Origin of the sequence: Arthrobacter sp. AB6 (assembly GCF_031844545.1) — a bacterium.
Lineage (GTDB): Bacteria > Actinomycetota > Actinomycetes > Actinomycetales > Micrococcaceae > Arthrobacter.
On the sequence record NZ_JAUZVL010000013.1, the window covers coordinates 67751 to 91161 of the forward strand.

The window sequence follows — 23411 nt, forward strand, 5'->3', positions numbered from 1 at the left end:
AATGGAAAGAAACCCCGGGCCCGGATGGGTTGACGGCAGTGCGGTTCAGCAGAACCCGGCGATGCCGGACCAGGCGATATCCGCCGGGGCGGCGTCCTCGCGCTGGACGGTGGCCTCGATCAGGCCGTAGGGGCGGTCCGCCGCATAAAAGACCTCGTTGGGGTTGTCGAGGCCGAACGGCGAGAGGTCCACCAGGAAGTGGTGCTTGTTAGGCATGGAGAACTTGATCTCGTCGATCTCGCTGTGGGCTTCGAGCACCTTGGCGCCCATGTCGAACAGGGTCTGCTGCAGGGCGTGGGAGTACTTCTCGGTGAAGCCTTCGAGCAGGAGTCCCTTGACGTCGTCGTAATTCTTGTTGAAGTCCAGAGCGCTGAAGTCGGTGCCGGCCTTGAAGCGCCAGCGGGCCGAGACATCGGTGGCCAGGATGCGGTCCGTGGTCTCCTGCAGGGTGGTGTATTTGTCCTTCGGGTAGCCCACGAAGCCGGACTGGGTGGACTTCAGGACGGTCAGGTCCTTCAGTCCGGAGATCAGGTGAGTGGCGGCGCCGTCACGGACCAGGACTGCTGTGCGGATTTCCTGGCCGTTGCGCACGAAGGAATGGTTGTGCTCGGCTCCGTGGGCCTGGATCCGGTTCCAACTGTAGGACTCGGCTTCCCAGCGGCCGCCGCTAACCCAGTCGAAGCTGGAGGTGAAGTGCTCCCCGAGGCGAAGCAGGAACGCCTCGGGGGAGCCGATGCCTTCACGGGCAAAGGCATAGATGGTGTTCTTCTGGGTGTCAGTGGCCACCACGTGGGCGTTGTCGCCTTCGAGGTGGGCGGCCGCGAAATCGCCCCGCAGCTGCGAGGTGACGTTGAGGTCTTCGATCTCGTGGCGGTCCGTGTCGCGGGTGATCCTGACCACCCGGACCTCGGCCTTTCCGTACTGGTTGTCGCCGAGGATGATCTTGCTGCTCATGGTCTGTTCCCAACTTCCGGTAAGTGGAACCTAGGTTCCGTCACTGAAATTAAGCGCGCATTTCAAGCGCGTTTCCGGTGGAGCCGACCCAACAAAAAAGAGCCGGCATCCATTGATGCCAGCTCATTACGACCCTGCCTGCTGCTCCCAGGTTACGTGACGTGCGCCACGAGTTGCCTCCCAGCGTACCTCCGCCGGGCCGGTGGTGTACATCACAAGCCGAAAATTCATTTTGTGACCGGACTACCTCCGGACCATTGACGAAGCTGTCGACGGCATCCTATGCTATTCCACATAGCAAAAGTTATTTTCCATTTTATGAAACTATCCCGAGGCCTCGAAGGAGGATCAGATGTACCAGCAGGACAGCACGCCGGCCTCACCGGCACCCTCGGCCCAGGAGTTCTACCTCCCCCTCGGCGGCGGCACCGATCCGGACTTCTACCTGCCGGCTGACCGCGAGCACGTCCCCGGGCCTATCTCGCGCTGGGTCCATGCGCTCCCGGGGTTCGGGCGGCGGGCTTAGCGGGCCCAGGCCGGACCTGCATGAGCACCGCCAGGGACGGCCATGTTCGTTTGCGATGCGGAAAAGGGCTGGCGACACCGGAACTCCGGTGTCGCCAGTCCTTTTCCGCGTCGAGGGTGAGTTCGGGCGTCCAAACCGCGCTACCCGTTCACCGGCCGGCGGGCAACATCGAGGCCCGGGATCTGTCCAGCCGGAAGACTGCCGGGCTATGGGCGGTCGGGTGGTGCAGATTGTGACCGGAGAATGTGAAAGCCCCGAAACGTGGATTTCACATGGCGAAATTAAATTTCCAGAAAACTATGGCGCAGCCCACAATCCGGTGCTAATCTCGTTCTTGCCAAAGGCGGGCACCCGGTTCCCGGGAAGCTATCTACCAGGCGCAACTTAACCTTCACAGCACATGCTGAAGCCTGGTAACCGTCGCACCTGGTTCTACTGGTCCTGCAAGCGGCATCAGGCTTCCCGGCAAAAGGAAGTCGCATCATGAGTACTACCGTCACGGCCGAACAGTTCCTGGCCAGATCCATCAGGTTGGCTACGGCCAACGTCCTGAACAGCGGGGGCCCCTTCGGAGCCATGATCGTCACGGCGGACGGCCGCACGTTCGACGGCGTCAACCGCGTCACCGCGGACAACGATCCCACCGCCCACGCCGAGGTCACCGCGATCCGCACGGCCTGCCGCGAACTGGGCACCTTCGACCTTAGCGGCGCCGCCCTTTACACCAGCTGCGAGCCATGCCCCATGTGCCTGGCCTCTGCGCTCTGGGCCCGGGTGGACCGGGTCATCTTCGCCGCCGACCGGCATGACGCCGCCTCCGTCGGCTTCGACGACGCCGTTTTCTACGAGTACTTCGACAACAAGGACCGGAACTCCCTGATGCCGGTCTCGAAGCTGGTGCTGGACGATCCGGAGGCCCCGGCCCCGCTGGAACCGTTCAACACCTGGAACGCACTCGAAACCAGGATCGACTACTAGGCCCGGCGGCTCACCATGACCATCCTGGACAATTCCCACGAGGAGCATTCGGCTCCAAGCCCCCGCACCCCACAGCCCGCAACGCGCGGCCCCAGGCCGCCGGCACCGGACTCTTTCCTCGACCGGTTCTTCCAGATCACCCAGCGCGGCTCCACGCTTGCGCGGGAGTTCCGCGGAGGCCTGGTCACCTTCTTCACCATGGCGTACATCGTCATCCTCAACCCCCTGATCCTGGGCGGCTTCAGCGCGGACAACGCGCCCACCGACGTCGCCGGCGGCTGGCTCTCCGCCGCGCAGGTGGGCGCCGTCACCGGACTGACAGCCGGCGTCATGACCATCCTCTTTGGACTCGTCGCCAACCTGCCGTTCGGACTCGCAGCCGGGCTCGGCATCAACTCCTTCCTGGCCGTCTCGGTGATCCAGGAAGTCACGTGGGCCGAGGCCATGGGCCTGGTGGTGATCAACGGTTTCCTGATCGTCCTGTTCGGAATCACCGGTGCCCGCACCGCCATCTTCCGGGCCGTACCCAAGGAACTGAAAGCCGCCATCACGGTGGGCATCGGCCTGTTCATCGCCTTCATCGGCTTCGTGGACTCCGGCTTTGTCAAGGCGTCAGCCGGCGGACCCCCCGTCCAGCTGGGCAACGGCGGCTCCATCACGTCGGTTCCCACCTTGGTGTTCATCATCGGCCTGCTGGCCATGGGCATCCTGGTGGCACGCAAGGTCCAGGGCGGGCTGCTGATCGGCATCGTGGCCACCACTTTCCTGGCCGCCGTCGTCGAGGCGGCCATGAAGATCGGCCCGGCCACCGAAACCAACCCCGGCGGCTGGCACCTGAACACCCCGGTGCTCTCCGGCCAGCTGGTCTCGGCACCGGATCTTGGCCTGGTGGGACACTTTGACCTGTTCGGCGCCTTCGGCCGGATCGGAGCCCTGGCCGCCACCATGCTGGTGTTCACGCTGGTGTTCACCAACTTTTTCGACGCCATGGGCACCATGACCGGCCTGGCCAAGAGCGCCGGCGTCGCGCACAAGGACGGAACGTTCCCGCGGCTGAAATCGGCCTTCATCGTGGAAGGCTTCGGCGCCGTGGCCGGCGGGGCAACCTCGGGCTCGTCCAACACGGTGTACATCGACTCCGCCGCCGGCATCGGTGAGGGCGCCCGCACGGGCCTGGCGTCCGTTGTGACCGGCGTCCTGTTCCTGGGCTCGATGTTCCTGACCCCGCTCACCAGCGTGGTTCCGCTCGAAGTGGCCGCGGCAGCCCTGGTGGTGGTGGGCGCAATGATGATGGCGCAGATCCGCGAGATCAAGTTCAGCAAGTTCAGCGTGGCGCTGCCCGCGTTCCTCACCATCGTGACCATGCCCCTGAGCTACTCGATCGCCAATGGCATCGGCGTGGGCTTCATCAGCTGGGCCGTTATCGGGGCCGCGTCCGGCAAGGCCAAGAAGGTCCATCCGCTCATGTGGGTGGTCAGCGCAGGGTTCCTCGTGTACTTCGCCCGCGGACCCATCAACCTGCTGCTCGGCGCCTGACCGCACCGGTTCCGGACATCCGCCCCCGCGACCCGGGGAGCGGATGTCCGGAGCGGCAGCGCATTTTCCGACCCACACGCTTCCAGGACCACATGCTTTCCGAACCAGCCCGCAGGAACGACAATATGGACACCACCGCAGCGCGGAAGAAGGAGTGCCGCCATGCTTGACCTGATCCCCTCACTGGGCAGCTGGGTACCGGCCCTGGCCGGGCAACCTTTCGCAGTGGCCACCATCGTGCGGGCCAGCGGCTCGGTTCCACGGCCTGTTGGCACCTCCATGCTGGTATCCGACGGCGGCGCCATCCTCGGCAGCCTCTCCGGCGGCTGCGTAGAGGGTGCCGTGGTGGCGGCGGCGCTGGACGTCCTGGACGACGGCGTCGCCCGGCTTGAGACCTTCGGCTTCAGCGCCGCCGACGCCTTCGCCGCCGGGCTCACCTGTGGCGGAGAGCTGGACGTGCACATCGAGCCGGCTAACCTGGACCGCACGTGTCCCCTGGGCGAGGCGGTGCGGCAGTTGGCTGCCTACGGACCGGATGAGCCGGTGGCACTGGTCCGCAGGCTGGGCGGCCGCTCTGATGGCGGCAGCAGCGCCGTCGTTCTTCCTGATCCAGGTTCCCCCGGCGTGGCCGGACATCCGGGCCTGGCCGCGCTGCTCGAGGGCAGCCAAGGCACAGGCCGGGCGCCGGCCGCCCTGCTTGGATCCTTCCTGCGCAGCGGCGCCACCGGCGTGCTGGACCTGGCCGGGGCAGGCCTGTGCGCGGGGGGAGCCGCCGTGCTCGTGGAGTCCAGGCTTGCGCCGCCACGCCTGCTGGTGTTTGGCGCCAATGACTTCAGCGCTGCATTACTGCCCGCCGCCAAACCCCTGGGCTGCCGCATGACCCTGGTGGACGCCCGCCCGGCTTTTGCCTCCCAGGCAAGGTTCAGCGCGGCGGATGAGGTGGTCACAGCGTGGCCGCACCAGTACCTCGCAGCAGAGGCCGCCGCGGGCCGCGTGGATTCCCGGACCGTGATCTGCGTCCTCACCCACGATCCCAAGTTCGATATCCCGCTGCTCGAAACCGCACTGGGCCTCAAGGTGGCCTTCATTGGCGCTCTCGGGTCCCGGCGCAGCCACGCCCAACGGGTCCATTCCCTCCTGGACCGGGGAGTGCGCCCGGAGCGGATCGCCCAACTCCACTCACCGCTCGGCCTGGACATCGGAGCAGTGACCCCCGCAGAAGTGGCGGTCTCCGTCCTCGCCGAAATCATCGCCGCCCGCAACCCGGCGGCATCACATCTGCCGTTGAGGGAGACCTCCGGCCCCATCCACCAGACCGCCGAGCCGTCAACACCTGCACCAGCCAAGGCGCCGGCCCCGACAAACCTTTTGCAGCAGGAGATCGCATGGACATGAACACCATCGAGGCGGTGGTCCCCACCACCGACCCCGCAGAATGGCGCGACGGCGACGCGTGGCTGGCCGGCGGCACCGTGCTGTTCTCCTACGGCAGCCTGGCGTTCGGCCCCCGGCCGCTGACGCGCCTCCTGGACCTGGGAAGCTCCGGCTGGGCGCCGGTGACCGTCACTGACGGAGGCATCGAGCTCGCCGCCACCTGCACCATCGCTGAACTGTATGACCTTCCGGCCGCACCCGCAGCGATCGGCCGGACCTGGCCCGCCCTGGACCTGGTCCGCCCCTGCTGCGATTCCTTCGTGGCCTCCTTCAAGGTGTGGAACATGTCCACCGTGGGCGGCAACCTCTGCACGTCCCTGCCCGCCGGACCCATGATCTCGCTCTGCGCCGGACTGGACGGAACGGCCACCATCCTCGGCCCCGGCGGCACCAGCCGCACCGTTCCGGTGGCCGAATTCGTCACGGGCGACGCAAGGAACTGCCTGGCACCCGGCGAGCTCCTGCGCAGCGTCCACCTTCCGGCGTCGGCCCTTGCCGCCCGGGTGGCGTTCCGCCGGCTCTCCCTGAGCAACCTCGGCAGGTCGGGGGTGCTGCTGATCGGGAGGCTCGACGGCGGCGCCTCCTTTGTCCTCACCGTCACCGCCGCCACCAGACGGCCCGTCCAGCTCCGTTTCGTCTCCCTGCCGGAGACGGACGCCCTGGCGGGGGCACTCGACGAGGCGATCCCCGCCGACCTTTACCACGACGACATCCACGGGCTGCCGGCCTGGCGCCGGGACATGACCTACCGCCTGGCCGAGGAGATCCGCGCCGAACTCGCCGCTCCGGACGGGACACCCGGGCTCCGCGTCTCCGGCGACTTCTGGCCAGCCTCCGGCCGTGGATTCCACGCACAGCAGGAAGGGGCCTGAGCATGGCCATCGAGATCAACGGAACGCCGGCCGGGACGGCACCGCGTCCCGGGCAATGCCTGCGCACCTTCCTGCGGGAGCAGGGCAGCCTCGGTGTGAAGAAGGGCTGCGACGGCGGAGACTGCGGTGCCTGCACCGTGCACGTGGACGGCACCCCGGTGCACAGCTGCATCTACCCGGCCGTGAGGGCCGAGGGCCACGCCGTCACCACCATCGAGGGACTGGCGTCCACCGCCGGTGACGGTGCAGGCCTCCACCCCGTCCAGCAGCAGTTCATGGAGCGCCAGGGTTTCCAGTGCGGGTTCTGCACGGCCGGCATGGTGATGACGGCCGCCGCGTTCGACGACGAACAAAAGGAGAACCTGCCACGGAACCTCAAGGGCAACCTCTGCCGCTGCACCGGGTACCGGGCAATTTCCGACGCCGTCTGCGGACACGCCGGCCACCCCGATCCCAAGGGACAGGGCTCCGGAATTGCGGGGGAGGGGCAGCCCGAGCCCGAGCCGGGACAGCTGGGTGACGACGTCCCGGCACCCGCCAGCCGGGCCGTGGTGACCGGCACCGCCCGCTACACACTGGACGTTCCCGCGGACCAGTTGCAGGGACTGCTCCACCTCAAACTCCTGCGCTCGCCGCATGCGCATGCCCGGGTGCGCTCCATCAACCCTGAACCGGCGTTGAAGGTACCGGGCGTGGTGGCCGTCTTCACCCACCGGGACGCGCCGGAACAGCTGTTCTCCACTGCCCAGCACGAACTGTTCACCGATGACCCGGACGATACCCGCGTGCTGGATGACGTGCTGCGCTTCCGGGGCCAGCGGGTTGCCGCGGTGGTAGCCGAAACGGTGGCCGCCGCAGAGGCCGGGGTCCGCGCACTGGAGGTGGAGTACCAGGAACTCCCTGCAGTCTTCTCACCCCGGGATGCACTGCAGCCGGGTGCTCCACTGGTGCACGGGGACAAGGATGGAACTGCGGCGCGCATTTCCCGGCCTGACCGCAATGTGGTGGCCGAGCTGCACTCCGAACTGGGGAGCGTGGCCGAGGGCTTCGCAGCCGCGGATTTCATCCATGAACAGACCTACCGCACCCAGCGCGTCCAGCACGTGGCCCTGGAAACGCATGCGGCCATCGCGTCAGTGGACGGCGACGGGAGGTTGCAGGTCCGCACGTCCAGCCAGGTCCCGTTCCTGGTCCGGCGGACGCTGTGCCGGGTCTTCGGGCTCCCGGAGGAGCAGGTGCACGTGGTTGCTGGCCGCGTAGGCGGCGGGTTCGGCGGAAAACAGGAAGTCCTCACCGAGGACATCGTGGCCCTCGCAGCCCTGAAACTGGGCAGGCCGGTCCAGCTGGAACTGACCAGGACCGAGCAGTTCACCGCCACCACCACGCGTCATCCGTTCACCATCAAGCTCAAGGCCGGCACCAGCAATGACGGCCGGCTCACCGCCCTGGAGCTGGACGTCCTGACCAACACCGGCGCCTACGGCAACCACGGGCCCGGCGTGATGTTCCACGGCTGCGGCGAATCCCTGAGCGTCTACAACTGCGCCAACAAAAAAGTGGACGCCCATGCGATGTACACCAACACGGTCCCGGCCGGGGCGTTCCGCGGCTACGGGCTGAGCCAGATGATCTTCGCCATCGAGTCGGCCATGGATGAGCTCGCAGCCGGCATCGGCATGGACCCGTTCGAGTTCCGCCGCCGGAACATGGTGCGCGAAGGTGACCGGATGCTGTCCACGCAGCCGGAGCCCGAGGAGGACGTCCATTACGGCAGCTACGGCCTGGACCGGTGCCTGAGCCTGGTCCGTGACGCCCTGGCCCGGGGCCGGGAACGCTACCGCGCTGCCGGCCTGGACGAACTGGGCCCGGACTGGCTGACCGGAGAGGGCACGGCACTCTCCATGATCGACACCGTGCCTCCGCGCGGACACTTCGCCCACTCCCGGCTCCGGCTCCTGCCGGACGGAACGTACCAGGCCGACGTCGGAACCGCCGAGTTCGGTAACGGCACCACCACCGTCCACGCCCAGCTGGCCGCCACGGCGCTGTCCACGGAGGCAGCCAGGGTGGTGGTGCGGCAGTCCGATACCGACCTCGTTGAGCACGATACCGGCGCCTTCGGCTCGGCAGGAACCGTGGTGGCCGGCAAGGCAACGCTCGCCGCCGCGGAGGAACTCGCCGTCCGGATCCGCGCCTTCGCAGCCGGCATCCGCCAGACCCAGGCCTCGGCCTGCGTCCTTGACGGCGGTTCGGTGGTCATTGACGGAACACCCGTCCCGCTGGCTGAACTGGCACAGGCGGCTGCGGATGCCGGCGTCGAACTCGCCGCGGAGGGGCGGTGGGGCGGGACGCCGCGGTCCGTCGCCTTCAACGTGCACGGCTTCCGGGTTGCGGTGAAACGCGGCACGGGAGAGCTGAAAATCCTGCAGAGCGTGCAGGCAGCGGATGCCGGCGTGGTGGTTAATCCGCGCCAGTGCCGCGGCCAGATCGAAGGCGGGATTGCCCAGGCCTTGGGCGCCGCGCTGTATGAGGAGGTGGTGGTTGACGACGCCGGCCGGGTCACCACGGACATCCTGCGGCAGTACCACATCCCCACCTTTGCCGACGTCCCCCGCAGTGAGGTGTACTTTGCCGACACGAACGACAAACTGGGGCCGCTCGGGGCAAAATCCATGAGCGAAAGCCCGTTCAACCCGGTTGCACCGGCGCTGGCCAACGCCATCCGCAACGCCACCGGGGTGCGCTTTACCTCGCTGCCCATTGCGCGCGACAAGATCTACCTGGGCCTGAAGGAAGCGGGACTGGTGCCCAACCTGCAGCGCTCGGCCATCTGAGGAACCGGCGTGGCGGGTGCCGTAGGATTCCGATGGCTGCGCAGCCTCGGCCTATAGTCGAGGGATGGAACAGCGGATTTTAGGCAAGACCGGACGGAACGTCTCCATCGTCGGGCTGGGAACCTGGCAGCTTGGCGCGGACTGGGGCAACGTTGACCCGGCACAGGCGCAGGCCGTCCTGGCAGCCTCCGCGGAAGCAGGGGTGAACTTCTTCGACACCGCCGACGTCTACGGTGACGGCAAAAGCGAGCAGGCCATCGGAAAGTTCCTGGCTGACAATCCCGGACTGGATATCACGGTGGCCACCAAGATGGGCCGCCGCGTGGAGCAACGGCCGGAGAACTACACCCTGGCCAACTTCCGCCAATGGGTGGACCGATCCCGGAAGAACCTGGGGACGGATACCCTGGACCTGGTTCAGCTGCACTGCCCGCCAACCCCTGTCTACAGCAACGGCGAGGTGTACGACGCATTGGATACCCTGGTCTCCGAGGGCGCCATCCGCAGTTACGGCGTCAGCGTGGAGCGCACCGACGAAGCCCTGGAGGCAATCCGCCATGAGGGAACCGCCTCCGTCCAGATCATCCTGAACGCCTTCCGGCTCAAGCCCCTGGACGAAGTCCTGCCCGCAGCGAAAGCCGCCAACGTCGGGATCATCGCCCGGGTGCCGCTGGCGTCGGGGCTGCTCTCGGGCAAATACACCAAGGAAACAACCTTCGCGGAGAATGATCACAGGAACTACAACCGCAGCGGTGACTCCTTTGACGTCGGCGAGACCTTCTCAGGCGTGGACTATGAGCTGGGGCTGAAGGCCGTGGCCGAGTTCGAGCAGCTTGTGCCTGCTGGGGCCACTACGGCCCAGGCTGCCATCGCCTGGATTGCCGCGCAGGACGGCGTCACTACGGTGATCCCCGGGGCGCGGAACGTGGATCAGGCAGCGGCGAACGCTGCCGCGGCTTCCGTGCGCGTCAGCGAAGAGTTCGACGCCGGTGTGCGCTGGATTTATGACCACTACTTCCGCGAAGCCATCCATCCGCGCTGGTAGCGTTCACGATTTCGTGGAGCGGCTGGCCGCCATGGAGACCGGGCCTGCCGCCACCAATTTCTTCAACCGTGCTGTGCCGGAGAATGCGCTGCGCAGGCACAACCTGGAGATCTACCTGCAGGAGATGCTGGACCGCCGGCCCAAGGTACTACTGGTCGGGGAGGCCCCGGGTTTCAGGGGCATGCGTATCACCGGGGTGCCCTTCACCAACCGCACGCCCGGGCCCTCCGAGACGGAACTCGGAACCCCTTTCCGGCAGGAACTTGCCGGTTTGTTCGGGATCAGTTCCATCGTGGCGGTGGGCAATGTGGCCCACCACAGCCTGCATCGCAGCGGCCTGGCCATCCCGAAGATCCGGCATCCCGCCCACGGCGGCCGGTCCGGATTCAAACGGGGACTGGAACAATTGCTCGCGGCCGGCATGCAGGCTTGAGCAGGACTCTTTCCCGCACACAAATTCCACCCTCGGCTGCTAGCGGAGAAGCCCCAACTGGTCCGGGGTGTCCACGTCCTCACCGGTGGACAGGTCACTGCAGTCCACCTCATCAACAAGCTCCGGATGCGCCCGCAGGAAGCCGCGTGCCCCGGCGTCGCCCGTCACCGTTGCGCACACCGCCTCCCGCAGGGAGGCGTCGATAAGCAGGGGGTGGCCGCGGCGGAGTGCGGCGTCGCCGGCGTCGCTGCTGTCACGGCTGCGGTACGCGGCGGCGGTGATGCGTCCGGGGCGGTGGCGGGCCAGGAGCCGTTCCACGCTTTCCCGGGCCAGGCCCGGCTGGTCCACCAAAGCGATCAGAACGTGGTCCCGGGGATCCGCGGCCTGGGCCCCGAGCAGGAACGAACCACCCATCCCGGACTCCCAGCCGGTATTGACCACAACCCTGCAGCGCCCTAGGCGGGCAGCGGCTTCAACCTTGGCCGCGCCTGCTCCCAGGACCACCACCACTTCCCGGCAACCGCCATCGAACAGCATTCCGGCGATGGCTTCCACGAGCGGCCGTCCACGGTAGGGCAGGAGCGCCTTCGGCCCCAGGCCCAGCCGGGTGCCTGCGCCGGCGGCCAGAACGACGCCGGTGGCCCTGACCTTATCCGGGAACCCCATAGCTGCACTTTATCCTCCCGGCGGGAACCCCGTCCGGCGCCGGCGTCGAAGGCTCCTGACCGGACAAAGCCGTCAGGTTCATCCGCCTGGCCTGGATGCGTATGGGGCTGCCCACTTCCAAGGTGCGGACCCACGCTGCGCCGCGGCCCAAGACCGTCGTAGGCTGGCCGCTGAACAGCACTGGCGTGCCGGCCGCCCTTTTAGCACCACATCCCAAGGAGAACAGCGTGAACAATACCCCTTCCGCCGCGCGGGTTGCCGTCGTTACCGGAGCAGGTTCCGGCATCGGGCGGGAGGTGGCCCGGCAGATGCTGGCCGCCGGATACCGGGTAGCGCTGGCGGGCCGCCGGGAAGCGCAGTTGAAGGAGGCGGCGGACGATCACCCCGAAGCGCTGGTGGTGCCGTGCGACGTCACCCGGCCCGACGACGTCGAAAGGCTCTTTGAAGCGGTCCGCCGGCGGTGGGGCCGGGTGGACCTGCTGTTCAACAACGCCGGAGTGTTCGGGCCGGCAGCCAGCGTGGACGAGATTTCGCTGGAGGACTGGAACGCTACCCTCGCGGTCAACCTGACGGGATCCATGCTGTGCGCCGCCGCCGCGGTCCGGGCCATGAAGGCGCAGGACCCGCAAGGTGGGCGGATCATCAACAACGGCTCCATTTCGGCGCACTCACCCCGGCCCCGGACGGTGGCCTACGCCGTCACCAAGCACGCCCTGACCGGCCTCACCAAAAGCATCGAGCTGGACGGGCGGGGCTTCGGGATCACGTGCGGGCAGATCGACATCGGCAACACGGCCACGGAGATCATGGACACCATCGGCGTGGGTGCCGGGGCGCTCCAGGCCGATGGCAGCCGCCGCGTGGAGCCCACCTTCCCCGTGGCGGACGCAGCCCGGGCTGTCCTGATGATGGCCAACATGCCGGCGTCGGCCAGTGTGGGGTCCGTGGTGGTCACCGCCGCCGGCATGCCCTTCATCGGCCGCGGCTGAGCCCGGCTACAGCGGGAGCAGTGCAGAGAGGTCAGCCCGGAGGCCCGAGGCAGCAACCTTGTGCGCGGCCACCGCGTCCGCCCAGCCCAACTGGCCCGTAACCAACGCAAGCCAGGTGGCGGCGTCGCACTCTACGACGTTGGGCGGCGTGCCGCGCGTATGCCGCGGACCTTCCACACACTGGGTGACGCCGAACGGCGGCACCCGCACCTCCACGGAATTGCCCGGTGCCCGGGCGGTGAGCTCCTCCAGGCTGTACCGTACGGCAGTAGCGAGGACGGGCCTTGGAACGGGAAGGTCCGACGGCGGGGCGGCGGCTTCCTGCCAGGCTGCGAGGGCGGCGGCACCCTCCGTGGGGTCGATACGACGGCGGGCACCAGCCATGGATCCGGCTTCCTTCACGTTGGGGTTGGCGACAAAGAGAACTTCGAGCGGCAAGAGCCTAGTCCAGCAGCGCCGACACAGCGGGACCCAGCCGAATTTTTCCAACAGGTCTTCCGCCGCCCAGCACAGGGGCAACCACCTTTTCCAAAACGCTGGCAACCCCGGGGATCTCAACCGCACCGGCCGCGGCAAGGAGGGTCAATGCCACCAGCGAGGTGGCCCGGACGTTCCCGTCCAGGATCTTCACGGCTACGGAAACACCCTGCGGCGTGGCCATGGCCAGGACGCCTTCCGCCCCGATCTTCGCGATGATCTCCAGCTCGTCCATAACCAGTGTGTTGGCCTCGCCCCGGCCCTGGACCGCCCAAGGGTAGTCCAGCATGGACGTTGCAATGGTGGCGGCACGGGCGCTGAAGCTCTGGTCGCCCGGGGCTTTTGCCAGCAGCGAGTAACCCCTGGCCAGCCCCATGAGGGAAATTGCCGCCACCGGAGCGCCGCAGCCATCGATGCCCAGGTGGGCGATCTTCTCGCCCGTGTATTCCTCGATGACGGTGCGGACCCGCTGCTGCAGCGGGTGGTTGGGCTCCAGGTAGCTGTGGGTATCCCAGCCGTTTTCGGTGCATGCCCAGAGGAATGCCGCGTGCTTGCCGGAACAGTTGCAGGCAAGCCGGGACTTTCCCCGCTCTGACCGCACCAGCCAGTTGCGGGCCGTCTCGTCCTGGGGCCAGGCCTCCGGGCACTGGAGCTGGTCCTCGCGCACCCCGGCTGCCTTGAGCATTCCTTCCACTACATCCATATGGTCCAGGGACCCGGTGTGGCTGCCACAGGCCACCGCCACCTGCGCGCCCCGCAACGGAACGCCGGACTGCATGGCTGCCAGGGCCTGGAACGGCTTCAGCGTGGACCTGGCAAGAATCGGAGTGTTGATGTCGCCCAGCTCAGTAACCACGGACCCGTCCGCGGCCAGGAGCACGGCAGAACCGATGTGCCGCGACTCCACAAAGCCGCTCCGTTCGATCACGGCCAGTTCCACTGCGGAGTCCACGGTAAAGGTGGCATGCGGGTTGTGCGGCATGGTGCCAGTCTAGGGGCCGCCTGATGGAATGCGGCGGAAGGCCGCCCTACTCGACCGTGACCATCACGGACTGCCAGCCGGACGCGCCGTCGGGAACGGGGTCCGCGCGCCGGTCCGTCTGCACTTCGCCGGACCCGTCGGTGGCACGGACTTTGATGTAGTGCTGGCCGGGGGCCGCGTCCCACTGGTAGGACCACTGGCGCCAGGTAACCAGGGACGCCTCCGTGGAAAGATCCGCGGCCGCCCAGTCGCCGTCGTCCACCTGGATTTCCACTTTGGTGATGCCGCGCGTCTGGGCCCAGGCGGTGCCGCCCACGGCCACTTTGCCTGCGGGAACCTTCGCGAAGGACTTGGGGACGTCCACGCGGGCCATGGTCTTGATGGGGCCTCGTTCGGACCAGCCGCGCTCGGTCCAGTAGGCCTTGCTGTCCGCGAACCTGGTCACTTCGAGGTCCACCACCCACTTGGTGGCGGAGACAAAGCCGTACAGGCCCGGAACCACCATTCGCACGGGATAGCCGTGCTCCAGCGGCAGGGGCTCGCCGTTCATGCCGATGGCCAGCATCGCGTCCCGGTCGTCCTGCAGCACCTCCAGAGGCGTGGAGGCGCTGAAGCCGTCGACGGACGTGGACAGCACCATGTCCGCGCCGTCCTTGGGCTTTGCCCGCTTCAAGACCTCCCGCAGCGGCAGGCCCAGCCATTTGGCGTTACCGGCCAGGTTTCCGCCCACGGGATTGGACACGCAGGTGAGGGTGACGTGGGACTCGATCAGGTCGGCGTCGAGCAGGTCCTGGAAGGTGAGGCGGACCTCCTCCTCCACCATGCCGTGGACCCGGAGCTCCCAGCTGTCCACGTCGATTTCCGGAACGCTGAGGGCGGTGTCAATGCGGTAGAACTCGCCGTTGGGCGTCAGCCAGGGCGCAACTCCCGGCACCGGTGACTGGACGCCGGCGGGAACGGCCGGCGCAGCCTTGGCCGGGGCGGGCAGCTTCAGGGCGTCCCGTGCCTGGAGGATGTTGCTGCGGGCCGCGCCCAGCAGCCTGCCTCCGGTGGCCGCCAAACCTGCAGCGGCCGCGGTGATCCCCGCTGCAGCGAAGAAGCGCCGGCGGCTGGTCCCAGGGCGTTCGGCAGCGTCAGCGGCAGCCTTGGCGGGGGCTTCCGGCCACGCAGCCTGCCGCGGCAGGCGGTTCATCAGCAGCCGCAGGGATGCCAGGCCGGCGAGGGTGCCCGCTACCGAGGGGAGGGCATCTGCCGGCCCGACGCCTGCCCGGGTCACCACGCTCGCGACGATGACCGCCCCCATGGCCAGGACCCCCAACACGCCCAATGCCCAGCGCCGGTAGGCCACCACGCCCAGGACGCATGCCAGCACGGCAATGGTTACTCCCATGCCCGCGAAGAGCGCAGCTTTGTCATTGGTGCCGAAAGTGGCGATGGCGAAGTCCTTCAGCCAGGACGGCGTGAAGTCGATGAAGGTCGATCCCAGGGCGATCAGCGGTGTGGCGCGCGCGGTGAAGAACGCCCCGAGCAGTTCGGCCACGGCAAGGACGACGGCGGCTGCCACCGCACCTGCCAGCGCGGCCATGGCAATGGGTCCCTTGGGCGAGTTCCTCAGCTTCTTCATGATGGGTATTCGGAGCGGCGGGGGCCACGGATTGTCGCGGCTGCCGGGGTACAGGATTGAACCGCCGACACAGCTTAGGAACGGGCAGGGTGCACAAAGTACCCTTGGAGACTGTGAAGGTACTCGTCATCGGCCCCGGAGGCCGCGAACACGCCATTGTCCGCTCCCTGCTCGCCGACCCCAACGTGTCCGAGGTCCACTCAGCTCCCGGCAACGCCGGCATCAGCAAGCTGGTCCCAACCCACAACATCAACGCCAACGATCCCGACGCCGTGGCCGCCCTGGCCACCAGGCTCGCTGTGGACCTGGTGGTGGTGGGTCCGGAGGCGCCGCTCGCAGCAGGTGTGTCCGACGCTGTCCGCGAGGCCGGGATCCCCGTGTTCGGCCCCAGCAAGGCGGCGGCGCAGCTCGAGGCCTCCAAGGCTTTCGCCAAGGAAATCATGGCCGAAGCCGGAGTGCCCACGGCCATGGCCATGGTGGCCGCCAACGCCGAGGAAGCCGCCTCGGCCCTGGACACCTTCGGCGCCCCCTATGTGGTGAAGGACGACGGCCTGGCCGCAGGCAAGGGTGTGGTTGTCACCAAGGACCGCGAGGAAGCCCTGGCCCACGCGCAGTCCTGCTTCGACGCCGGCGGCTCGGTTGTCATCGAGGAGTTCCTGGACGGGCCCGAGGTCTCCCTCTTCGTCCTTTGCGACGGACACAACACCGTGGCACTTTCCCCGGCACAGGATTTCAAGCGGATCTTCGACAACGACGAAGGCCCCAACACCGGCGGCATGGGCGCCTACACTCCGCTGGAATGGGCGCCGGAAGGCCTGGTCCAGGAAGTCCTGGACCGCGTCGCCCAGCCCACCGTCAACGAAATGGCAAGCCGTGGCACCCCGTTTGTCGGCGTACTGTTCGTTGGCCTGGCCCTCACCTCGCGGGGCACCCGCGTCATCGAATTCAACGTCCGTTTCGGCGACCCGGAAACCCAGGCCGTCCTCGCCCGGCTCAAGACGCCCCTTGGTGCCCTGCTGCTGGCAGCTGCCAAGGGCGAACTGGACAAGGCGGAAGAGCTGCGGTGGGCGAAGGAGACTGCCGTCGCCGTCGTCGTCGCGTCCGAAAACTACCCGGACACTCCGCGCACCGGAGACCGCATCCGCGGGCTCAAGAAGGCGGAGGAACTGGAGGGCGTGCACGTCATCCACGCCGGCACCTCCTTCGACGAGGACGGTAAGGTGGTGTCCGCCGGTGGACGCGTGCTCGCCGTCGTCGCGCTGGGCAGCGACCTGGTGGAGGCGCGTGAAAGAGCGTACGACGGCGTGGAACTGATTCAGCTCGAGGGCGCGCAGTTCCGCACGGACATCGGCGGCAAGGCTGCCCGCGGGGAAGTGAAGGTCCCCTTCAATGCCAGTGCATCCCTCCACGGGACCAAGACGAAGGCCTAGCATGAGCAACGTTCCAGCACCGCGCGGTTTCAGCACCACGGCCCCTGACCTGCCCGGATGGACCCATGTCTACTCGGGGAAAGTCAGGGACCTGTACGAGCCGGCGGACGAGTCCATCCTGCGGCGCGTCGGCCAGGACTGTGTGCTGGTGGTAGCCAGCGACAGGATCAGCGCCTTTGACCATGTCCTGTCCAGCGCGATTCCGGACAAGGGGCGCATCCTCACCCAGTTGAGCCTGTGGTGGTTTGACCAGTTGGGCGTGGAACACCACGTGCTGGGATCCACGGTGGAGGACGGCGTCCCCGCCGCGGTGGAGGGCCGGGCCATGATCTGCAAGAAGCTGGACATGTTCCCGGTGGAATGCATCGCCCGCGGCTACCTCACAGGCTCCGGCCTGCAGGAATACAAGGCCTCGGGGACCGTGTGCAGCATTCCGCTCCCGGAGGGACTGGTGGACGGTTCGCGCTTGGACCACGCCATTTTCACGCCCTCGGCCAAGGCGGCGGTAGGGGAGCATGACGAGAACATCACCTACGACGCCGTGGCGGCCATGGTGGGCGACGACATCGCAGGACGCCTGAGCGAGCTCACCTTGAAGATCTACACCACGGCCGAAAGGATCGCGCGGGAACGCGGCATCATCCTGGCGGACACCAAGGTGGAGTTTGGCTACGACGCCGTTTCGGGCTCGATCACGCTTGGCGATGAGGTCCTCACGCCGGATTCCTCACGGTTCTGGGACGCCGCAACATACCAGCCGGGCCGTGCACAGCCTTCCTATGACAAGCAGTACGTCCGGGATTGGCTCACATCGGACGAATCGGGCTGGGACAGGTCCTCGGACGTTCCTCCGCCGGCCCTGCCGGCCGAGGTCATCGACCGCACCCGCAGCCGCTACGTCGAGGCCTACGAGAAACTTACGGGGAAAACCTTCGCCTGACGGAGCCCCAGCTGCTCCCGGCGAACGGCGTGTTGACTAGCTGGCTTTGGAAGCGGCTGCAGCGCGCCGCTGGGCCAGCTTTATTTCCAGGACCGCGTCCAGTGCCTGCTGGACGCGGTCAGCAGCTCCAGCGGCACTGAAGGCTTTCTGCGCTTCTTCGAGGTGCACCAGGGCTTCCTCTGATTCGCCCGCAGCCTTGAGCGACTTCCCCAGCAGCAGCGACACTTCGCCGGCGGTGTGCTTCGCCAGGCTGTCCCGCTCGGCATGGATTTCCCTGAGCTTCTCGACGGCGGCAACAATGTCCCCGGTCAGGTACAGCCAGCGGGCGCGGATGAAAGCAACTTCCAGCTCATCGCTCTTGGTGCCGCTGACGATTGAAAAGGCAAGCTCGGCCCGCTCAATGGATGACAGCGTTTCAGGCTCCACAATTCCGGATGACAGCCGTACCGCGGCGGACGCTTTATTAAAACGGGCCCACAGCTCAATGTCGTTTGCCGGTGACAGCAGTTTGGCCGCGCGTTCGTGGTGTTTGACGCCCTCCACATAATCGTGGCGCATAAAGGCCACGTTGCCGATGACCCAGGCCACCTCGCCGGCCAGCTGGGACATCGCGTGCTCATCCACCTGGGCCAGCAATTCCTGGCAGTACTTCCACGCCTCATTAAGACGGCCGCTTTCGGCCAACGCGCCGATCAGGGCCCGGAGTGCGCCGATGGTGATCACTGAGCCCTTGGGCAACTGCTTGGCGAAGGCCACCGCCTCCGTTGCATGCTCCACGGCAGCCGTCAGCTGGCCCTGTCGCTGGCACACAACCGCGAGCATCTGCCGGGCACGCGCGCCCAGCCCAACGGATTCCCTGGCCATCGGGTGCTCGAGCAGCCTTTCCACGAGCTCCCTGCACTCCAGCAAATCGCCATGTTTCAGCAGGCACTCGGCCTGCATGTAGCTCATGTTCCACCAGGCGCTGGTGTTCCGTCCGTCCAGTGCTATCTGAGCAGCAGCAGCCGCATGGCTCGCCGCGAGCGGGTAGTCCCTCAGGTCCCATGCCTGGCGGGCGTACAGTCCTGCCAGGACATACTCGGCATCGCTCACCGAAATGGGCTGGCTCCATGCTTCCAAGGCCTTTGGTGCGAGCTCCAGCCTGCGCGCCAGTTCTTCAATGACCTCCGCGGTTGGCTCCCTGCGCCCTGTTTCCAGCAGGGAAATGTAGCTGGGTGAATACAGGTCCTTGCCCAGTTCCGCCTGTGTCAGCCCCCGTTCGAGCCTCTCCGCCCGGAGCTTCTCCCCGAATCCGTTGCCCACGGGACTCCTCCTTTCTCCACAGGTTTCCTCTTGGCGCTTGACAGCCACTGTGGAAAACATTTTACAATGTATGTCAACAAGGACAGTGCTGGCTTTGTAACGAATCCGACTCGTATTGAGGAACTAATATGTTGAAGAAGATTGCAGCGGCAGCCGCCTTAGCTGGGGCCTTGGCGTTTTCTGCAGCGGCTCCGGCTGTCTTGTCTGCAGGTTCCATTGCCGACACGGAACGAGTGGCTGTAGCCCGAACCGGAAACTGGCCGGATCCTGTCTCCTCCAAGGAGACCAAGGAGAAGAAGGCCGACACCACCTACACCACCAGCACGGGCAACTGGCCCGACCCCGTGTAATAGCTTCCTCACAAACAGGAGGCGAGGAAAGCCCCGGAGCATCCGCTCCGGGGCTTTTCCTTTACCGTAAAGTTACCGATTCTCCGGATTCCAGATAACACAAAAGAGGGCCTCCGTATGGAGACCCTCTTCAGTTGTGGTCGGGATGACAGGATTTGAACCTGCGACCTCTTCGTCCCGAACGAAGCGCGCTACCAAGCTGCGCTACATCCCGATCCGCTGCAAAAGCAACTTTACAAGGATAGCCGATGCCGGGTCCCGATGCGAAATCCTCAGCGTGGGCGGAAATGCCCGCCGGTCGGGTCAGGGGCCGGGATCAGACCAGCGAGTCCTTCCATGCCCCATGCAGGTCGGCAAAGCGCCCGCCCCTGCCAATGAGCTGGGCAGGACTGCCGTCCTCCACGATGCGGCCGTCCTGCACCACCAGCACCCTGTCCGCGGTTTCCACCGTGGACAGGCGGTGGGCGATGATCAGGGCCGTCCTGCGGGCCGCCTCCGTGCCCGCGAGGAGGCGGGCCAGGCCCTCCTGCACCAGCCGTTCGGAGGGGATGTCCAGCGAGGAGGTCGCCTCGTCCAGGACCAGCACGGCCGGGCGGGCCAGGAATGCCCTGGCAAAGCTGATGAGCTGCCGCTGTCCGGACGACACCCGCCCGCCGCGTTTGTTGACGTCCGTGTCATAGCCCTCGGGAAGTTCCATGATGAAGTCGTGGGCGCCCACCGCTTTGGCTGCTTCCTCGATTTCGGAACGGGCGGCTTCCGGGCGTCCCAAGGCGATGTTGTCGGCCACCGAGCCGCTGAACAGGAACGCCTCCTGGGTGACCATGACGATGTTGCGGCGCAGGTCTGTTGTGCCGAGGTTCCGGAGGTCGATGCCGTCGAGTGTGATCGAACCCGATGTGACGTCGTAGAAGCGGGCTATCAACTTGGCCAAGGTGGATTTCCCGGCTCCCGTCTGGCCGACCAGGGCCACGGTTTGCCCCGCGGGGATGTGCAGGTTCAGGGTGGGGACGATGATTGGACCGTCTCCGTACCGGAATTCGACGTCTTTGAAGTCGATTGCCCCCCTGGCGTCCTTCAGGGTGACGGGATTCTTTGGCGGCCGGACAGTCGGCACCTCCTCGAGGAGCCCCGAGACCTTTTCGAGCGCGGCCTGGGCACTCTGGAACGAGTTGTAGAACATGGCCATCTGGTCCACAGGCTGGAAGAACCGTTTGGTGGAGAGGATGAGCGCAAGGAGAACCCCCACTTCCAGATCCCCGCCGAGGACGCGGAAGCCCCCGAAGAGCAGGACCACTGCCACGCACACGTTGCCGATCAGCACCAGCCCCGGCTGGAAGATGCCGTTGAGGTTGATGGAGCGCACGGTGACCCGCCGGTAGTCCTCTGCGAGCAGGCCGTAGCGCCGGGAGTTTTCCTGCTCCTTCCGGAAGGCCTTGACTGCACGGATGCCTGTCATTGTCTCCACGAAATGCACAATCAACCGGGCGGAGACCACACGCGATTCCCGGAAGACGATCTGGGAGTGTTTCTGGTACCAGCGGGCCAGCAGGAACATGGGAACGCCGGCGGCCAACACCAGCAGCCCGCTCCGCCAGTCCAGTGCGAACATGGTAGCTGCAGTGAAGACCATGAACAGCATCCCTGAGGCCAGCGAGCTGACACCGGAGTCCAGGAGCTCCCGAAGGGCCTCCAGGTCCGAGGTCTGCCGGGCGATGATCCGGCCGGAGGTGTACTTTTCGTGGAACTCCAGGCTCAGCCGCTGGGTGTGGCGGAAAACCCGGAGGCGCAGGTCCAGCAGCATTGCCTGGCTCAGCCTGGCGGTGGACGTGACATACAAAGCCGTGAGCCCCGCCGTCGCAGTGGCAGCGAGCAGGTAGGCGACGCCGGTGAACACCAGGGGCGTGTTGTCCCCTGCCTGCAGGGCGGGCAGTGCGCGGTCGATGCCGAAGGCGATCAGCGCCGGGCCGGCCACGCGTGCCGCCTGGGACAGGACCACCATGGCGATGGTCAGCCAGAAGCGCATTCGCACCGGCCGGATCAGTGACCGCAGCAGCGCCAGCGACCGCCGTCGTACCGCCCTGCTGTCGCTCTTGCTGAGGTGGGCGTTGTCTTCGTTGGCGGTGCCGAATGGCGTGGCAGTCATCGGTTGGCCTCCGCTTCCTGGACATCGGACTCTTCGTCGAGGTCTGACAGCTCCGAGTCCAGGTCCCGGGGTTCCTGGTCCAGGCTGGCGATGACGTAACGGTAATGGTCGTTGCCCGCCAGCAGCCCGGTATGCGTTCCGACGGCGGTGATCCGTCCTTGTTCCAGCAGGGCCACCCGGTCCGCGAGGGCCACAGTGGACGGCCGGTGCGCGACGATCAGCGTGGTGGTGTCCTTCAGGACTGTCCGGAGCCGGGTCTCCACGAGCTCCTCCGTGTGGACGTCCAAAGCGGACAGCGGGTCATCCAGCACCAGCACCCGCGGGCGGGCGGCGATGGCCCGTGCCAGCGCAATCCGTTGGCGCTGCCCGCCGGACAGGCTGAGGCCCTCCTCGCCGATCAGCGTGTCCACGCCTTCCGGGAGGGAATACGCGAAGTGCGCCTGGGCCACGTCCAGTGCCTCGTCCAGGGCGGCCTCGGTGTGTTCCGGTGCCCCGAGGAGCACGTTGTCGCGGACGGAATTGGAGAACAGGGTGGTGTCCTCGAAGGCGACGCCCACGAGGCGGCGGAGTTCCTCCACGTCGAAATCCCGCAGGTCCACGCCGTCGATGGTGATGGAGCCGCCGGTGACGTCGTACAGGCGGGGGACCAGCTGGATCAAGGCGCTCTTGCCGCTGCCCGTGATCCCCACCAGGGCCATGGTCTCACCAGGCCGGAGTTCGAGGTTGATGTCCTTCAAGATGGGCTTGTCCGGGGCGTCCTCGAAGGCAAAAGTGGCGTTGTTGAAACGGAGTGCGCCGGCGGGCCGGAGCGGCCTCCGCGGTTCCGCGGGGCTGGTAATGGAGTTGTGAGCATCCATCACTTCGTAGTGGCGGTCGACGGCGGTCTTGGCGGTGAGTGCCATGGCCAGCAGCATGCCGGAAAATTCAACAGGTGAGGCAATGACTGCCGCGGTGGCGAAGAAGGCTACCAACGCGCCGATGCTCAGCTGCCCGCTGGAGCACAGCATGATTCCCACCACCAGGCCTGCGCCCAGGGCGAGTTCCGGCAGGAGCGTGACCACCATGGTGAACATGGCCTGGTGGCGCGCCTTGGCGATTTCCGTCTGGCGGAGCTCTTCGGCTTGTCCTTCGAAGGTTTCGAGTGCTTCCCGGCTGCGGCCAAAGGCTTTGAGCACCCGGATGCCATGGACGGATTCCTCCACCGTGGTGGCCAGGTCTCCTGCCTGGTCCTGGCTCCGGCGTGCCACTTTGCTGAAGCGGGTCCGGAACCGGAAGCTGTACGCCATGATGGGCACGGCCGCGGCCAGGAAGATCAGGGCAAGCTGCCAGCTCATGGCGAACATGACGGCAATGCCGATGATCACTGTGAGGGTGGTGACCACCAGCATGATGGCCCCGAACGCCATCCAGCGGCGCAGGAAATTCAGGTCCGTCATGGCGCGGGACAGGAGCTGGCCGGAGCCCCAGCGGTCATGGAAGGAGACCGTCAGCTCCTGGAGATGGTCATAAAGGGAGACGCGCATGCGGGATTCCACGGTGGTGGCCGGGTTGATGACGAACTGCCGGCGGAGCGCAACCAGGCCAGCTTCTGCGATACCCAGGATCAGGATGATGCCGGCCGACGTCCAGATCGCCCCGGTGTCGCCGCCCGGCTGCAGTGACTCGTTGACCAGGACCCTGAGGGCCTGCGGGATGGCCAAGGCTACAACACTGGCAAGCAGCGCGCAGAGGAGTCCCAGCACGAGCCGGGGAATGATTGGCCGGACATGGGGGTAGAGACGACTGACCGATCGAAAAAATGGAGTTTGCCTGGCCATGCCCGCTTCTCAAGCTCTAAAACGAATGTAGTTTCCCGTAGCAACTACCCTATGCCATGGCGTGAGGCGATTCACAGGG

At 66.6% G+C, this 23411-nt stretch carries 20 protein-coding genes and 1 tRNA gene; 12 read left to right on the forward strand and 9 right to left on the reverse strand.

What is annotated here, in order from left to right:
* Nucleotides 1-45: 45 nt before the first annotated feature.
* A complete protein-coding gene (gene pucL, locus Q9R30_RS11950; RefSeq protein WP_311217706.1) occupies nucleotides 46-954 on the reverse strand; it encodes a factor-independent urate hydroxylase in 909 nt (302 codons plus the stop codon).
* A 352-nt stretch (nucleotides 955-1306) separates the two neighbouring features.
* On the opposite strand from pucL, the gene Q9R30_RS11955 reads away from it, so the two are divergent.
* The 8 genes from Q9R30_RS11955 to Q9R30_RS11990 all read left to right on the forward strand — a co-directional run bounded on the left by Q9R30_RS11955 (nucleotide 1307) and on the right by Q9R30_RS11990 (nucleotide 10612).
* A complete protein-coding gene (locus Q9R30_RS11955; protein ID WP_311217707.1) occupies nucleotides 1307-1480 on the forward strand; it encodes a hypothetical protein in 174 nt (57 codons plus the stop codon).
* Nucleotides 1481-1963: 483 nt separating this feature from the next.
* The gene (locus tag Q9R30_RS11960) at nucleotides 1964-2458 is read left to right on the forward strand and encodes a nucleoside deaminase (RefSeq protein ID WP_157241061.1); all 495 of its coding nucleotides are present in this window, start codon (nucleotides 1964-1966) and stop codon (nucleotides 2456-2458) included.
* Nucleotides 2459-2473: 15 nt separating this feature from the next.
* Nucleotides 2474-3994 (forward strand): NCS2 family permease, encoded by a 1521-nt coding sequence (locus Q9R30_RS11965; RefSeq protein WP_311217708.1) that lies wholly within the window; start codon nucleotides 2474-2476, stop codon nucleotides 3992-3994.
* A gap of 162 nt (nucleotides 3995-4156) precedes the next feature.
* Nucleotides 4157-5389 carry an XdhC/CoxI family protein gene (locus Q9R30_RS11970; protein ID WP_311217709.1) on the forward strand — a complete coding sequence of 411 codons (1233 nt, stop codon included), beginning with the start codon at nucleotides 4157-4159 and terminating at the stop codon, nucleotides 5387-5389.
* Entirely contained in the window at nucleotides 5380-6300 is a 921-nt protein-coding gene (locus tag Q9R30_RS11975; protein ID WP_311217710.1) for an FAD binding domain-containing protein, read from the forward strand. The genes Q9R30_RS11970 and Q9R30_RS11975 overlap by 10 nt, the downstream gene beginning before the upstream one ends.
* A 2-nt stretch (nucleotides 6301-6302) precedes the next feature.
* Nucleotides 6303-9134, forward strand: a complete 2832-nt coding sequence (locus Q9R30_RS11980) for a molybdopterin cofactor-binding domain-containing protein (protein WP_311217711.1) — start codon at nucleotides 6303-6305, stop codon at nucleotides 9132-9134.
* Nucleotides 9135-9198: 64 nt separating this feature from the next.
* On the forward strand, nucleotides 9199-10179 hold the full coding sequence (locus tag Q9R30_RS11985) for an aldo/keto reductase (RefSeq protein ID WP_311217712.1): 981 nt from the start codon (nucleotides 9199-9201) through the stop codon (nucleotides 10177-10179).
* Nucleotides 10139-10612, forward strand: a complete 474-nt coding sequence (locus Q9R30_RS11990) for a hypothetical protein (protein ID WP_311217713.1) — start codon at nucleotides 10139-10141, stop codon at nucleotides 10610-10612. The genes Q9R30_RS11985 and Q9R30_RS11990 overlap by 41 nt, the downstream gene beginning before the upstream one ends.
* Nucleotides 10613-10651: 39 nt before the next feature.
* Here the strand turns inward: Q9R30_RS11990 and nboR are convergent, their stop codons facing one another.
* On the reverse strand, nucleotides 10652-11278 hold the full coding sequence (gene nboR, locus Q9R30_RS11995; protein WP_311217714.1) for a nicotine blue oxidoreductase: 627 nt from the start codon (nucleotides 11276-11278) through the stop codon (nucleotides 10652-10654).
* Between the two features lie 227 nt (nucleotides 11279-11505).
* Between nboR and Q9R30_RS12000 the strand changes: the two genes are divergently transcribed.
* Nucleotides 11506-12267, forward strand: coding sequence for an SDR family oxidoreductase (locus Q9R30_RS12000; RefSeq protein ID WP_104999855.1), 762 nt, complete (start codon nucleotides 11506-11508; stop codon nucleotides 12265-12267).
* A gap of 6 nt (nucleotides 12268-12273) precedes the next feature.
* Here the strand turns inward: Q9R30_RS12000 and Q9R30_RS12005 are convergent, their stop codons facing one another.
* The 3 genes from Q9R30_RS12005 to Q9R30_RS12015 are packed head-to-tail and all read right to left on the reverse strand — an operon-like array spanning nucleotide 12274 to nucleotide 15350.
* Nucleotides 12274-12651: a sterol carrier family protein gene (locus Q9R30_RS12005; RefSeq protein ID WP_311217727.1), complete on the reverse strand. Its 378-nt coding sequence runs from the start codon at nucleotides 12649-12651 to the stop codon at nucleotides 12274-12276.
* A 58-nt stretch (nucleotides 12652-12709) separates the two neighbouring features.
* The gene (locus Q9R30_RS12010) at nucleotides 12710-13726 is read right to left on the reverse strand and encodes an asparaginase (RefSeq protein WP_104999044.1); all 1017 of its coding nucleotides are present in this window, start codon (nucleotides 13724-13726) and stop codon (nucleotides 12710-12712) included.
* A gap of 46 nt (nucleotides 13727-13772) precedes the next feature.
* Nucleotides 13773-15350 (reverse strand): molybdopterin-dependent oxidoreductase, encoded by a 1578-nt coding sequence (locus Q9R30_RS12015; protein WP_311217715.1) that lies wholly within the window; start codon nucleotides 15348-15350, stop codon nucleotides 13773-13775.
* Between the two features lie 113 nt (nucleotides 15351-15463).
* Between Q9R30_RS12015 and purD the strand changes: the two genes are divergently transcribed.
* Together purD and Q9R30_RS12025 are read left to right on the forward strand one after the other, a co-directional pair.
* Complete coding sequence (gene purD, locus Q9R30_RS12020; RefSeq protein WP_311217728.1) at nucleotides 15464-16780, forward strand: phosphoribosylamine--glycine ligase; 1317 nt, start codon at nucleotides 15464-15466, stop codon at nucleotides 16778-16780.
* Nucleotide 16781: 1 nt separating this feature from the next.
* Nucleotides 16782-17720 (forward strand): phosphoribosylaminoimidazolesuccinocarboxamide synthase, encoded by a 939-nt coding sequence (locus Q9R30_RS12025; protein WP_311217716.1) that lies wholly within the window; start codon nucleotides 16782-16784, stop codon nucleotides 17718-17720.
* A 36-nt stretch (nucleotides 17721-17756) separates the two neighbouring features.
* Here Q9R30_RS12025 and Q9R30_RS12030 read toward each other — a convergent pair whose 3' ends face one another.
* Complete coding sequence (locus tag Q9R30_RS12030) at nucleotides 17757-19022, reverse strand: helix-turn-helix domain-containing protein (RefSeq protein ID WP_104999040.1); 1266 nt, start codon at nucleotides 19020-19022, stop codon at nucleotides 17757-17759.
* A gap of 128 nt (nucleotides 19023-19150) precedes the next feature.
* Between Q9R30_RS12030 and Q9R30_RS12035 the strand changes: the two genes are divergently transcribed.
* Nucleotides 19151-19372, forward strand: a complete 222-nt coding sequence (locus Q9R30_RS12035; RefSeq protein WP_104999039.1) for a hypothetical protein — start codon at nucleotides 19151-19153, stop codon at nucleotides 19370-19372.
* Nucleotides 19373-19509: 137 nt separating this feature from the next.
* On the opposite strand, the gene Q9R30_RS12040 is transcribed toward Q9R30_RS12035, so the two are convergent.
* The 3 genes from Q9R30_RS12040 to Q9R30_RS12050 all read right to left on the reverse strand — a co-directional run bounded on the left by Q9R30_RS12040 (nucleotide 19510) and on the right by Q9R30_RS12050 (nucleotide 23332).
* Nucleotides 19510-19586 (reverse strand) — tRNA-Pro (locus Q9R30_RS12040).
* A 102-nt stretch (nucleotides 19587-19688) separates the two neighbouring features.
* Nucleotides 19689-21515: an ABC transporter ATP-binding protein gene (locus Q9R30_RS12045; protein ID WP_311217717.1), complete on the reverse strand. Its 1827-nt coding sequence runs from the start codon at nucleotides 21513-21515 to the stop codon at nucleotides 19689-19691.
* Complete coding sequence (locus Q9R30_RS12050; RefSeq protein WP_311217718.1) at nucleotides 21512-23332, reverse strand: ABC transporter ATP-binding protein; 1821 nt, start codon at nucleotides 23330-23332, stop codon at nucleotides 21512-21514. Before Q9R30_RS12050 ends, Q9R30_RS12045 begins: the two co-directional genes overlap by 4 nt.
* Between the last annotated feature and the right edge of the window lie 79 nt (nucleotides 23333-23411).